9 protein-coding genes and 2 tRNA genes are annotated in these 13,526 nt (G+C 45.4%); 2 read left to right on the top strand and 9 right to left on the bottom strand.

The genetic code is table 11. From position 1 onward, the window contains the following. Window positions 1-2 precede the first annotated feature (2 nt). Window positions 3-674, top strand: a complete 672-nt coding sequence (locus ICE89_RS01645) for an arylesterase (RefSeq protein ID WP_216264409.1) — start codon at window positions 3-5, stop codon at window positions 672-674. 18 nt (window positions 675-692) lie between these two features. On the opposite strand, the gene ICE89_RS01640 is transcribed toward ICE89_RS01645, so the two are convergent. From ICE89_RS01640 to ispD, 9 genes are all read right to left on the bottom strand, one after another. Beyond that, window positions 693-2,156, bottom strand: coding sequence for a peptidylprolyl isomerase (locus ICE89_RS01640; RefSeq protein ID WP_216264408.1), 1,464 nt, complete (start codon window positions 2,154-2,156; stop codon window positions 693-695). Window positions 2,157-2,265: 109 nt separating this feature from the next. Continuing rightward, a tRNA-Val gene (locus ICE89_RS01635) sits at window positions 2,266-2,341 on the bottom strand. 106 nt (window positions 2,342-2,447) lie between these two features. After that, the gene (lon, locus tag ICE89_RS01630) at window positions 2,448-4,880 is read right to left on the bottom strand and encodes an endopeptidase La (protein ID WP_215356775.1); all 2,433 of its coding nucleotides are present in this window, start codon (window positions 4,878-4,880) and stop codon (window positions 2,448-2,450) included. Between the two features lie 189 nt (window positions 4,881-5,069). Then, window positions 5,070-6,431, bottom strand: coding sequence for an ATP-dependent Clp protease ATP-binding subunit ClpX (clpX, locus tag ICE89_RS01625; protein WP_216264407.1), 1,362 nt, complete (start codon window positions 6,429-6,431; stop codon window positions 5,070-5,072). A gap of 27 nt (window positions 6,432-6,458) precedes the next feature. Next, window positions 6,459-7,088, bottom strand: coding sequence for an ATP-dependent Clp endopeptidase proteolytic subunit ClpP (gene clpP, locus ICE89_RS01620; protein ID WP_072582405.1), 630 nt, complete (start codon window positions 7,086-7,088; stop codon window positions 6,459-6,461). Between the two features lie 42 nt (window positions 7,089-7,130). After that, entirely contained in the window at window positions 7,131-8,468 is a 1,338-nt protein-coding gene (gene tig, locus ICE89_RS01615; RefSeq protein WP_216264406.1) for a trigger factor, read from the bottom strand. Window positions 8,469-8,524: 56 nt separating this feature from the next. Next, a tRNA-Leu gene (locus ICE89_RS01610) sits at window positions 8,525-8,611 on the bottom strand. A 77-nt stretch (window positions 8,612-8,688) separates the two neighbouring features. Further along, on the bottom strand, window positions 8,689-9,192 hold the full coding sequence (gene ispF / locus ICE89_RS01605; protein WP_216263194.1) for a 2-C-methyl-D-erythritol 2,4-cyclodiphosphate synthase: 504 nt from the start codon (window positions 9,190-9,192) through the stop codon (window positions 8,689-8,691). Window positions 9,193-9,202: 10 nt separating this feature from the next. After that, the gene (gene ispD, locus ICE89_RS01600) at window positions 9,203-9,955 is read right to left on the bottom strand and encodes a 2-C-methyl-D-erythritol 4-phosphate cytidylyltransferase (protein WP_216263193.1); all 753 of its coding nucleotides are present in this window, start codon (window positions 9,953-9,955) and stop codon (window positions 9,203-9,205) included. A 23-nt stretch (window positions 9,956-9,978) separates the two neighbouring features. Between ispD and mfd the strand changes: the two genes are divergently transcribed. Continuing rightward, entirely contained in the window at window positions 9,979-13,521 is a 3,543-nt protein-coding gene (mfd, locus tag ICE89_RS01595; RefSeq protein ID WP_216264405.1) for a transcription-repair coupling factor, read from the top strand. Window positions 13,522-13,526 lie beyond the last annotated feature (5 nt).

The raw sequence follows: 13,526 nt of genomic DNA, 5'->3' as shown, positions 1-13,526 counted from the left end.
AAATGAATCAATATATTTGGTTGAACTTCTTGAGTAAAAAATTGCAAGCCATATTGATGGCAAGCTCCCTATTTTGCCTGTTTATTCCCTTTGGCACAAAGGCTCAGACTAATGCCGTTATTTTAGTTATGGGAGATAGTCTCTCGGCAGAATATGGATTGACACGCGGCACTGGGTGGGTGAAGCTCCTGGAGGACCAACTTTATAAAGAAGCTAGTCCTTGGACTGTTTTTAACGCCAGCATTAGTGGGGAAACCAGTTCCGGTGGCATATCTAGATTACCAAAACTATTGGAACAAAAAAAACCGGGGATTGTCCTTTTAGAGCTTGGAGCAAATGATGCATTACGTGGCCTATCAATCCAAGAGTCAGATAGAAATCTACGCAAGATGATTCAATTAAGCAAAAGCTCAGGAGCAAAAGTTCTATTGTTTGGAATGCAGATTCCACCCAATTATGGACAAGAGTACACCAAGCAATTTCAGGATCTTTATCCCAAGCTAGCTCGCCAGGAACAAGTTGAACTTGTGCCGTTTTTTCTAAAGAACGTTGCTTCTGACATCAATTTATTTCAGGCAGATCGCATGCATCCTAACGAAAAGGCGCAAGCCATTCTCTTTAAAAACGTATGGGGCGCTATGGCCCCATATCAAGCACTGCTTAAGAGTAAATAAGTAATTTAGCGATAAAACTTAGCTACCCGAGCCAGATGATGGCGGCTTAAGAGGATTAATTACCTTAACGCCAGCAACATCACGCCAGTAAGACATAAAGCCAGCAAATTCAGACTGGGCTGCCAATGCTTGAATTTGTTGCGCTTGTGCCTTATGAACCTTGGCATCAACACCTGCAGGTTGCCTTGTCTGATCAACACGATACAAAATAGTTCCGATCCCGGGATTTTGAACAGAAACCAGTGAAGGGAATTTATCGGGATTAACGGACATCACCTCATCCAATGCTCCACCCACTAAATTTGCAGGCTTATTACGAGAAACCCAAACCGGGCTAGCAAAGCCAGCGCTATTCTTTGGATCTTTTTCTAATGCCATAAAGCGATCTGCTGCAGCGCTTATGGCAAGTTTTTCAGCCATGCGTTGACTTACTTGACGCTTCACTTCAGCGGCAACATCTTTGTAAGGCAAAGTTTGAGCAGGATGAAAAATAACTACTCTTGCCGAAACAAAAACGCCTTGAGAGGTTTGTACGGCTTCAATATTACGTTTGTTCTTAACAGCATCTTCACCAAACAGGGATTGAACTACCTTAGGATTGGCCAGCGGATGATCTTTTGCAACGCCAGCTGCACCGGAACGCGTTACGCCCTTTTGTGTTTGAACGCTTAGCTTTAATTTATCTGCAGTTGGCTTAAGGCTATCTGACTGGTCATAAGTCATATTGGCAAATTGATCCGCTTTCTCGCTAAATACTTTCGCATCTTCTTTTGGATCGGCCTTGAGAACGATGTACTCGACATCCACATACTCTGGGCTCTCGAATAACTTCGTGTTAGCGGTATAGAAAGCCTGTAAGTCTTCTTGGGAAGGGTTTACCTTGTTTAAATAATCTTTTGCATCAAATGATAGAGTCTGAACTTGACGCTCAGTCTCATAAAGGGTTGAAACAATTTCAGATAATTTTGGACTGGCGATTTCCGTACGGGCTACAGAGTTCACCAATTGACTGATTTTTAAATCAAAAGCCTGGCTCGCATAAAACTGCTCTTCATTTAAGCCATTACTAGCCAAGAGCTGTTTAAAGCGCGCATCATCGAAACTTCCATCTTGTTTATATAGAGCGCGAATCTGCGGAATATTTTGCAAGCTTTTCACGAGGGCTTCTTTCCCAACTTGTAAACGCAAATTGCTGACTGTAAATCCAAGGATGCGTTGTTGCAATAACTCATTCAAAATTGCCTGTCTAAATTGGAGGCTTTGAGCAATCTGCGCATTTCCACCAACGCGCTCAGCTTGACGTTTCGCAGCTAAATCCACTTCTTGAGCGGTAATGGGTTTGCCGTTAACTTTGACAATGTCAGTCTCTTTGTCCATGAAGCTGGAATAGCTAGAAATTCCAAAGAAGGCAAAAGATGGAACGATCAAAAGCATTAATACAAACTGAAGAATTCGTTGGTGCTTACGGACGGTATCAAACATGTAAAAGTTCGCTAGTAAAAAAGATGAATACCACGAGTGTACTAGGCGCCGGGCTGATGAGTATTGAAATGCCTGAGTAGGCTAAGAAAAACAAAAATAGGTAATAGTTTGGTGGGCGCTGAGAGGCTCGAACTCCCGACATTCTGCGTGTAAGGCAGACGCTCTACCAACTGAGCTAAGCGCCCCAAATTATTACAGCTGAGATTGTAACCTAAGCGTGGGTTTTGGGTGGACTTTCCGCTAAACCGACCTCTAAGGACGAGGAGAATTTAACGAAAAATCGCCCTATTTTCAGTGCTTAAGAACGTCTGCGGCCGCACCCTTTTCATTTGCTTTGCTAGCTTCTGAAGCCTTTTTAGCCAACTCTTCAGGCGTAGGATCTGGCAGTGCTTCAGGCATACGTTCTAAAGCCAGCTCCAACACTTTATCGATCCAGCGAACCGGAATAATTTCGATTGCATTTTTGACGTTGTCGGGAATATCAATCAGGTCCTTGACGTTCTCTTCGGGAATTAAGGCCAATTTAATGCCGCCGCGATGAGCAGCCAAAAGTTTCTCTTTTAATCCGCCAATAGGCAATACTTCACCACGAAGCGTAATTTCACCTGTCATCGCAACATCTGAACGAATCGGAATCCCAGTAAATACTGATACCAAGGCTGTTGTAATCGCAATACCGGCAGATGGACCATCCTTTGGTGTTGCGCCATCAGGGAAGTGAATATGTATATCCTTCTTCTCAAAAGCTTCATCCGTAATGCCAAGTCGTTTAGATCTGGAGCGAACCACTGTTCTAGCAGCTTCAACGGATTCTTTCATCACATCACCAATTGAACCGGTGCGGGTAATAACACCTTTACCTGGCATCACAGCAGCTTCGATGGTGAGCAAATCGCCACCCACTTCAGTCCAAGCCAAGCCCGTCACCTGACCAACTTGATTTTCTTTGCCAGCTAAACCAAAGTCATACATGCGTACCGATAAGAACTTCTCTAAGTTATCGGCATTCACAACAACTGGAGCTGCTTCTTTTTTCAAGAGCAACAACTTTACAACTTTGCGACAAATCTTACTAATTTCACGCTCTAAAGAACGTACGCCAGCCTCACGCGTGTAGTAACGAATCATGTTACGAACTGCGCTATCTTCAATCTTGAGCTCGTCCTTCTTTAAGCCATTATTTTTGATTTGTTTAGGAATCAAATAATTCACAGCAATGCTGGTTTTTTCGTCCTCGGTATAACCAGCTAGGCGAATAATCTCAAGACGATCTAACAATGGGCCAGGAATATTCAAGGAGTTCGAGGTAGCCACGAACATCACATCTGATAGGTCAAAATCAACTTCTACATAGTGATCTTGGAAGGTGTGGTTTTGCTCAGGATCTAAAACCTCTAACAAAGCACTGGCTGGATCTCCGCGGAAATCCATACCCATCTTGTCTACTTCATCAAGAAGGAATAAAGGATTACGAACGCCCACCTTAGTGAGGCTACTCAAAATCTTACCTGGCATCGAGCCAATATAGGTACGACGGTGACCACGAATCTCAGATTCGTCACGCACACCACCTAAGGCCATGCGCACAAATTTTCGATTTGTCGCACGCGCGATAGATTGACCTAAAGAAGTTTTACCAACTCCAGGAGGGCCGACTAAACAAAGAATCGGGGCCTTGACACGATCAACACGTTGTTGAACTGCGAGGTACTCCAAGATGCGCTCTTTGACTTTATCTAAGCCATAGTGATCTTCGTCCAATACTTTCTCAGCATTGGTAAGGTCGTTATTAATCTTAGTTTTTTTCTTCCAAGGCAGATTTACCAGGGTATCGATAAAGTTACGGATAACCGTTGCCTCTGCAGACATAGGCGACATCAACTTGAGCTTCTTAAGTTCTGATTCCGCCTTTTTTAATGCTTCCTTAGGCATGCGTGCAGCCTTGATGCGCTTCTCGAGCTCTTCGAGATCAGCGCCCTCCTCGCCTTCGCCTAACTCTTTCTGAATCGCCTTTACCTGTTCATTTAGGTAGTACTCGCGCTGACTCTTTTCCATCTGACGCTTTACACGTCCACGAATACGCTTCTCAACCTGAAGAATATCAATCTCACTCTCCAGATCAGCCAACAAGCTTTCCAGACGTTGTACAACATCCATCATTTCAAGTAAGCGTTGTTTTTGCTCTAGCTTTACAGGTAGATGCGCGCAGATGGTGTCAGCCAAGCGGCTTGGGTCATCTATACCACCCAGAGAAGAGAGTATCTCTTGAGGTACTTTTTTATTGAGTTTTACGTATTGATCAAACTGCGCCATGATTGCGCGGCGCAAGGCTTCGGTTTCATGCGCATCAATTGCATTGATAGCAGTTGGCGTTGCTTCGCAATTGAAGTAACCCAGACTATCTTCAATTTGACTGACTTCTGCGCGCTGCACACCTTCAACGAGAACCTTCACAGTGCCATCAGGCAGCTTGAGCATTTGCAGAATATTAGCGATACAGCCAACCTCATAGAGGTCCTCAATAACGGGCTCATCTTTAGCGGCTGTCTTTTGAGCCACCAGAAGAACATTTTTGCCAGTTTCCATGGCAGCCTCAAGGGCTTTAATCGATTTTGGGCGACCCACAAACAACGGGATCACCATATGAGGAAATACAACTACGTCCCGCAATGGGAGCAAAGGTAGTTGAATTGGTTCAGAGGGTAACAATAAGTGGCCAGGCATGGGGCAAATCCTCCAAAGTAATCAAACCTCAAAAATCTTCTTTAGTAGCAATTGAATCAACAACCACTAAATAGAGACATTATTCATGAGTAGCATACTACCTATATGGGTAGGCTTTAGAGAAAAACAAGGGGTAAAAAGACAAAAAAGGGGCAAAAATGCCCCAAAAATAGCGAAAACCCTAGGAATTTAAGCTTTTTTGCTTAAATCTGCCTGTTCGGCATCCTGTTTATAGACTAAAAGCGGTTTTCCGCCCTCAGCGATACTGCTTTCGTCGATAACCACTTTTTGGACATTCTTCAAGGATGGCAGGTCATACATGACATCCATCAAAGAGCCTTCAAGGATAGATCTCAGGCCACGAGCGCCAGTTTTGCGGGCGATTGCCTTCTTGGCAATAGCTGATAGCGCCTCGCGACGTACTTCGAGCTCAGAGCCTTCCATAGTCAAAAGCGCCTGATATTGCTTAACTAAGGCATTTTTAGGTTCGGTCAGAATTTGAATTAAAGCCTCCTCATCCAATTGAGCCAAAGTCGCAACAACGGGCAAGCGTCCAATCAACTCTGGAATCAAGCCAAACTTAATCAGATCTTCTGGCTCAACTTCAATCAAGAGATCGCTTACACCGCGGTCATCTTTACCTGGAACAGTTGCATTGAATCCAATACCCGTTTTAGCGGTACGCTGCTGAATGACTTTTTCAAGTCCGTCAAATGCACCGCCACAAATAAACAAAATATTCGTTGTATCTACTTGTAAGAAATCTTGATTGGGATGCTTTCGTCCACCTTGAGGCGGCACAGAGGCCATCGTGCCCTCAACCAGCTTTAACAGCGCTTGTTGCACACCCTCACCCGATACATCGCGTGTAATGGATGGGTTATCTGACTTACGTGAAATCTTATCGATCTCATCAATATAGACAATGCCACGCTGCGCTTTTTCTACGTTGTAGTCGCAAGCTTGTAACAATTTTTGGATGATGTTTTCAACGTCTTCACCAACATAACCTGCTTCAGTTAGGGTGGTTGCATCGGCCATCACAAATGGCACATCTAACATGCGCGCCAATGTCTGCGCTAATAATGTTTTACCTGAGCCAGTAGGTCCAATCAACAAAATATTGCTCTTTGCAAGCTCTACACCATCAACCATTGCTTTAGCAGGGAGCTTAGATTCTTTCTTCTCCGCTCCCTCTACCGGCTTACCATCCTTATCCAACTTCTCTTTTTTAGGCTTAGGCAAATACTGTAGGCGCTTGTAGTGGTTGTATACGGCAACTGCCAATGTTTTCTTGGCATGATCTTGACCAATAACGTATTGGTCTAAGTTTTCACGAATTTGATGTGGTGTTGGCAGAGAGTCATCGCCCTCTTCCTTGGGAAGCTTGGCAATTTCTTCTTGAATAATGTCTGTGCAAAGATCAATGCACTCATCGCAAATAAAAACAGATGGGCCAGCAATGAGTTTTTTTACTTCATGCTGGCTCTTGCCGCAAAAAGAGCAATACAGAACTTTGTCTGTTGAATTCGTAGTGTTGGTGTCGCTCAAAATGGGCTCTGTATATTCTATGAAGGGTTAAGGACGCTTCTCGATAACCTTGTCGATCAAACCATAATCACGGGCTTGCTCTGCAGACATAAAGTTGTCGCGATCAGTATCCTTGGCAATCGTTTCGATTGATTGGCCAGTACGATCAGCCAAAATTTTATTCAAACGCTCACGCAAATACAAAATCTCACGAGCTTGAATCTCAATGTCAGATGCTTGGCCGCGTGCACCACCTAATGGCTGATGAATCATAACGCGTGAATTTGGCAAAGCATAGCGCTTACCTTTTTCACCAGCACACAATAAGAATGCGCCCATACTTGCTGCCATGCCCATACACAATGTGCTGACATGTGGCTTGATGAATTGCATTGTGTCGTAGATAGCCAATCCTGCAGAAACTGAACCGCCTGGAGAGTTGATATACAGAGAAATTTCTTTATCTGGATTTTCACTCTCAAGGAACAGTAATTGCGCGATTACCAAATTAGCAGTTTGGTCGTTTACTTCCCCTACCAAAAAGACTACGCGCTCACGCAATAATCTTGAGTAGATATCGTAAGCACGCTCACCTCTACCAGAGGTTTCAATCACCATTGGAACCAAGCCCAAGCCTTTCGGTTCTAGATTTTCAGACTGAGAATGGTTGTAGATCATTTCGAAACCTCTTGTTGGTAAATGGATGACTTAGTAGTTAACTTAGTTTAGCTTGCTGAGTTCTTCGAAGGTAACCGCTTTATCAATTACCTTGGCTTGGGATGTGAAATACTTAATCACGTTATCTTCAAGCACCAGATTTTCGATATCCTTCAAGCGACTTGGATTGCTGTAGAACCAACGCACCACTTCTTTTGGATCTTCGTATGTAGCAGCTTGCTCGTCAATTTCAGCTTTAATTTGGTCTGCGGTAGCGGCCAAGTTTTGCTTTTTAACCAACTCGCTGAGGATCAAGCCAAGACGAACACGCTTGGTAGCTTGCTCTACAAAAATCTCAGCCGGAATTGGGGCATCCTTAGCATTCGGAACACCGCGTTGCATTAAGTCTTGACGGGCGCCTTCAACTAAGCGCTCTTGCTCGGAGGCAACCAAAGACTTAGGAACGTCGAGTTCGCACAAGCTATTGAGCTTGTCCATCACTTCATTCTTGAGCAAAGAAGTAATACGACGTTTTACTTCGCGATCTAAATTCTCTTTTACTTCAGCACGCATTTTCGCAACGCCGCCTTCAGTAACACCTAAAGACAATGCAAATGCATCATCAACGGCTGGCAGATGTGGCCAATTAACTGAATTCACAGTAATAGTGAACTCAGCAGTTTTGCCAGCAACGTCCTTACCGTGGTAATCGGCTGGGAAACTCAATGGGAAAGATTTGCTCTCGCCTGCTTTAAGGCCCAATGTTGCAGCTTCGAACTCAGGCAACATGCGCCCTTCGCCCAACACGTATTCAAAGTTTTCCGCTTTACCACCGGCAAACTCAACACCATCAATCTTGCCAACAAAATCAATCACTACTTGGTCACCATTTTGAGATGCAACGTTAGAGCCGCCATCGCCATGCGCGCCAGCTTCACCGCGTGGGTGGTAGTGAACCTGCTGTTTACGCAGCACGTCTAAAGCGCGGTCAATTTCTGCCTCGCCAATATCGGTTGTATGTTTAGTAACTTCTGCCTTGCTAAAGTCGCCAATTTTTACTTCTGGCAACACTTCAAAGAAAGCATCAAAAACAATCTTGTCAGCGTCAATTTCGCTCTTTGGCTCAAGACGTGGTTGACCAGCTAAAGCAACACCTTCTTTTTGAGCTTGGTCATAAAAGAGTTCAGCAGCTTTATCAAATTGGAGTTCAAAATCCACTTGCATGCCATGCTGTTTTTCAACGAGGTTCTTTGGTACCTTGCCTGGGCGGAAGCCGGCCATTTTCATGGTCTTACCAACTTTAGCTAAACGGGCTTCACGCGCTTTTGCCAAATCGGCACGAGGGAATTCCAAAGTCATTTTGCGGTCTAGTGAACCTAAATTTTCTATCTGCACAGCCATTCTCGTCTCTTAGTTGAAATCTGTAAATGTGAAGTCCAAGCCAAGTAGCAATCTTGTGGTGCGAGGAGGGGGACTCGAACCCCCACACCATTTCTGGCGTCAGGACCTAAACCTGGTGCGTCTACCAATTTCGCCATCCTCGCGATATCCGCAAACTGCCAAGCCTAGACTTCACTCTAAAGACCGTAATTCTACAATGCCTAGGGTTTTAGAGGATCTTTTAGGCCTTGTAGAGCAAAGCAACGGCATGGACGGCAATGCCCTCGCCTCTGCCTAAATGGCCCAGGGATTCATTTGTCTTGGCCTTAAGATTGACGTGACTGGGGGTCACCGCCAAATCTGAAGCAATATTGCGGACCATTTCTGGCAACAAATCCGCCAATTTCGGCTTTTGGCAAATAATGGTGGCATCAACGTTACCAATCTGAAATCCCGCTGCCTGGATCTTTTGCAAGGCGCTTCTTAGCAAGATACGACTGTCCATATCCTTAAATTGAGGATCTGTATCCGGAAATAACTGTCCAATATCATTTAAACCTGCAGCGCCCAATAAGGCGTCTGTTAAGGCGTGCAATAAGGCATCTGCATCCGAGTGACCCAATAATCCCTTTTCAAAGGGCACATGGACTCCACCCAGGATCAACTTTCGGTCCGCTACCAATGCATGTACATCGTAACCCTGGCCAATACGAAATTGCGGAATATGGGGATTGCTCTGAGTCATATTGGATTTCTCATTGTTTGGCACGTGAACTTAACAGCAATTGCATTAACTCCCAATCCGCTGGATGTGTGACCTTAAAGTTACGAGCGGCACCTTCAATCAATAAAGGTTTAGCTCCAGTTAACTCGATTGCGCTTGCTTCATCAGTAACGTCAGCCTCAAGGCGGATAGCATCCTGCAGGGCATCATGCAATTGTTTTAAACCAAACATCTGTGGCGTTTGTGCTTGCCAGAGATGCTCGCGTGGAATAGTTCTCTCTGATTGCGGGATGTTGCCCGCAATCACTGAATCTAGATCGGCCTGTTTTAAGGTATCAGCCAACGGAACGGCTAGAATGCCGCCACTATTGGATGCCTGTACTGAGTGAATGAGTTTCTCAATCAATGCAGGGGTGATACCTGGTCTAGCTGCATCATGAACCAGTATCCAGTCATCCTCGGGAATGCCAGCCTTTAGCATTGCTGTGAGCGTGTTTCGGACTGTTTCTTGTCGTGTTGGGCCACCGGTTGCTACGAAATGAATATCGGCCCCAGTGCTTGCAATAGCTCCTAAAATAGGGTTCTCGATAAAGCCAGGACTGACACCAATCCAAATAGACTGGATCAGTGGAGACCCCTTAAAGGCTTCTAGCGCGTAAGAGACCATGGGTTTACCGGCCAGCTGCTGAAACTGCTTAGGCAACTCACCACCTAGGCGCGAGCCAGTACCTGCCGTTGGCAAAAGGGCATGGCATTTCTTAATGGAATGATTTCCAGGGTGCATACCTGATTCTATAATGAGCACAGATGTCTGATGCATTAAATCTAGCACCCCCTATACCTGCTCCGCGGGCTGGGCAGCGCTTTACCTTTTCAGGTCTGGTGGGTTCAGCAGATGCCGCTTTAATCGCCCAAACCGCCCTGCGCTACCGCAATCAGTTTTCAGTGATGGTCATTTTTTGCGCTCAAGCCCAGGAGGCCCAGAGGCTTCTAGAAGAAATCCCCGCTTTTGCTCCGCAGCTAAAAACCAGGCTCTTGCCTGATTGGGAAATTCTTCCTTATGACCATTTTTCACCGCATCAAGATTTGGTTTCAGAACGACTCGCGACTCTGTATGAATTACTGAATGGTAGTTGCGACATTGTTTTAGTTCCCGTGACAACTGCTTTGCAAAGATTGGGTCCTCCGAACTTTTTATCTGGCCATACTTTTTTCTTTCGGCAAGGCGACAAGCTCAACGAAGCAGCGCTAAAGTTGCAACTGCAACAAGCTGGCTATGATCCCGTGAGCGCTGTAATGCGTCCCGGTGAATATAGTATTCGGGGTGGCTTGTTTGATTTATTTCCAATGGGATCGAGTCTTCCATACCGATTGGATCTCTTTGGTGATGAAATTGAACAGATTCGGGCGTTTGATCCGGATACACAACGAAGCCTCTACCCCGTCAAGGAAGTCCGCCTTCTTCCTGGCCATGAATTTCCATTTAATGATGCTTCACGCACTGCCTTCAGAGGTCGCTGGAGAGAAGTATTTGAGGGTGATCCGAGTCGCTGCTCCATTTACAAAGATGCCAACCTAGGCATACCTAGTGCAGGCATTGAATCCTACTTGCCCCTCTTCTTTGAAGAGAAATCCAACCTTTTTGATTATTTTCCCCGCTCAGGCGACCCTGTATGGCTTGTCAGTATTGGTGATGTTGAAGAAACCATCAAAGGGTTTTGGAAGGACACGCTTTCTCGTTATGAGTTCCTCAAGCACGATCTTGATCGCCCCATTCTTCCTCCAAAAGAATTATTTTTGGATGTCGATGAATTTTTCACCACCTCTAAATCTTATGCACGTCTAACGCTAGAGAAAGACGGCGCTGAAAAAAGTCAATTCTTAGCCGTACCAGATATTGCGGTCCATCGTCGCGATACTGATCCGATCAACCTATTGCGCAAAGTAGTGTCATCTGAAAAGGTTCGTGTATTAGTTTGTAGCGACAGTGCAGGACGTAAAGAATCAATTCGACAACTCTTTGATGAGAGTAATTCGATTGCCGGATTCGACGGTAAACCGCTCTACCCGCTAAAGCCAGAGAGCTTTGACAGCATTGCCGAGTTTATTAAAAGTGATTCATTATTTGGATTGGTAACTGCACCGCTCTTTAATGGATTTTCATGGCCAGCTGAAAATCTCCTGGTCATTACCGAGGCAGAGTTATTTACCACAACAGCAAGGCAGAGGCATAAGGGTAAAAGCAATGAGAATGCTGATCCTGACATGCTCTTTAAGGATCTGTCTGAGCTAAAGATCGGCGATCCCGTAGTCCATGCCGAACATGGTATTGGACGCTACCAGGGATTAGTGCTTCTGAATTTAGCTCCGCCTAAAGAGGCGCCAATTTTTGAAGAGTTCTTGCATTTACAATATTCAGGACAGGCAACTTTGTATGTTCCTGTTCAGCAATTACAAATGGTCACACGTTATGCAGGCTCTGACCCTGATTCAGCTCCACTGCATCAATTAGGTTCGGGCCAATGGGATAAGGCCAAACGCAAGGCCGCCCAACAAATTCGAGATACCGCAGCAGAGCTATTAGGTCTGTATGCAGCTAGAGCGATACGCAAGGGTCATGCTTTTGAATTCTCAGCCCATGACTATGCTGCTTTTGCAGAAAGCTTTGGCTTTGAGGAAACTCCAGACCAAGCCAATGCTATTGCAGCCGTTATTGGCGATATGACGAGCGGCACGCCAATGGACCGCTTAGTCTGCGGAGATGTTGGCTTTGGGAAAACCGAAGTAGCGCTACGAGCAAGCTTTGTTGCAGTCATGGGCGGAAAACAAGTTGCTATTTTGGCGCCAACAACCTTACTAGCTGAGCAACATGTGGCCACCTGGAAAGATCGCTTTGCCGATTGGCCGGTCCGCATTGTTGAGTTGTCACGCTTTAAAACAACCAAGGAAATTAATGCAGCCCTAGAGGCCATTGCCAAAGGTGATGCAGACATCATTATTGGCACACATAAGTTACTTTCCAAGGAGACGCAATTTGCCAACCTTGGCCTAGTGATTGTGGACGAGGAACATCGATTTGGAGTACGGCAAAAAGATGCTCTTAAGGCATTACGTGCTGAAGTCGATATTCTGACGCTAACCGCTACACCTATTCCAAGGACCTTGGGCATGGCTATGGAATGTTTACGTGAGTTTTCCATTATTGCCACTGCCCCACAGAAACGTCTGGCAATTAAGACCTTTGTTCGTCGCGAGGGAGATGGTGTTATTCGTGAGGCCGTGCTTCGCGAAATTAAACGCGGCGGCCAGGTCTACTTCTTGCATAACGAAGTTGAAACCATTCAGAATCGTAAACATGCTTTACAAGAACTGATTCCGGAGGCGAGTATTAGTGTTGCGCACGGACAGATGCATGAGCGCGAGCTAGAATCAGTCATGCGTGAATTTGTTACACAGCGTACCAATATTTTGCTGTGTACCACGATTATTGAGACAGGTATTGACGTACCCACAGCGAACACCATTATCATGCACCGCGCAGATAAGTTTGGTTTAGCTCAATTACATCAACTGCGTGGCCGTGTAGGCCGCTCACATCACCAGGCTTATGCTTATTTACTAGTGCCAGATCCTGAGGCACTCAGTAAGCAAGCGCAGTTGCGTCTTAATGCCATTCAAGCCATGGAAGAGCTTGGCTCTGGCTTCTATTTAGCTATGCATGATCTAGAAATTCGGGGGGCTGGTGAGGTACTAGGGGACAAACAATCCGGTGAAATTCATGAGATTGGCTTCCAGCTATATACCGAGATGCTTAATCGTGCTGTTAAGTCCCTGCGCAGCGGGAAGGAGCCTGATTTACTTTCACCATTGCAAGCAACCACCGATGTAAATCTCGGCGTTCCCGCTCTCTTTCCTGAAGACTACTGCCCTGACGTTCACGAGCGTCTATCCTTATATAAGCGTTTTGCTGGTACAAATGATTTCTCAGAACTCATGGGATTGCGTGAAGAATTGGTTGATCGTTTCGGTGACCTTCCCGATCAAGCTAAATCGTTTTATGAGACTCACCGTCTACGTTTAGAGATGACCGGTTTTGGAATTAAAAAGATTGATGCCACACCTGCATCTATACAGATTCAATTCATCCCAAACCCACCGATTGACCCGCTGAAGATCATTCAGCTCATCCAGTCTTCAAAGCACATTCAGCTAAATGGTCAGGATAAGTTAAAAGTACTTCCCCAGAAAGACCGTGAATTTGAGAAGCTAGAGCAACGCCTTGACGCTATACGCAATATCTTGCGACGCCTCAATGATTCTGCAGTGTTGAGCTCTGCAAAAGTAAGCTAACAATC

Origin of the sequence: Polynucleobacter sp. AP-Kaivos-20-H2 (assembly GCF_018882215.1) — a bacterium.
Lineage (GTDB): Bacteria > Pseudomonadota > Gammaproteobacteria > Burkholderiales > Burkholderiaceae > Polynucleobacter.
This window is presented reverse-complemented; position numbering and strand designations above follow the sequence as displayed.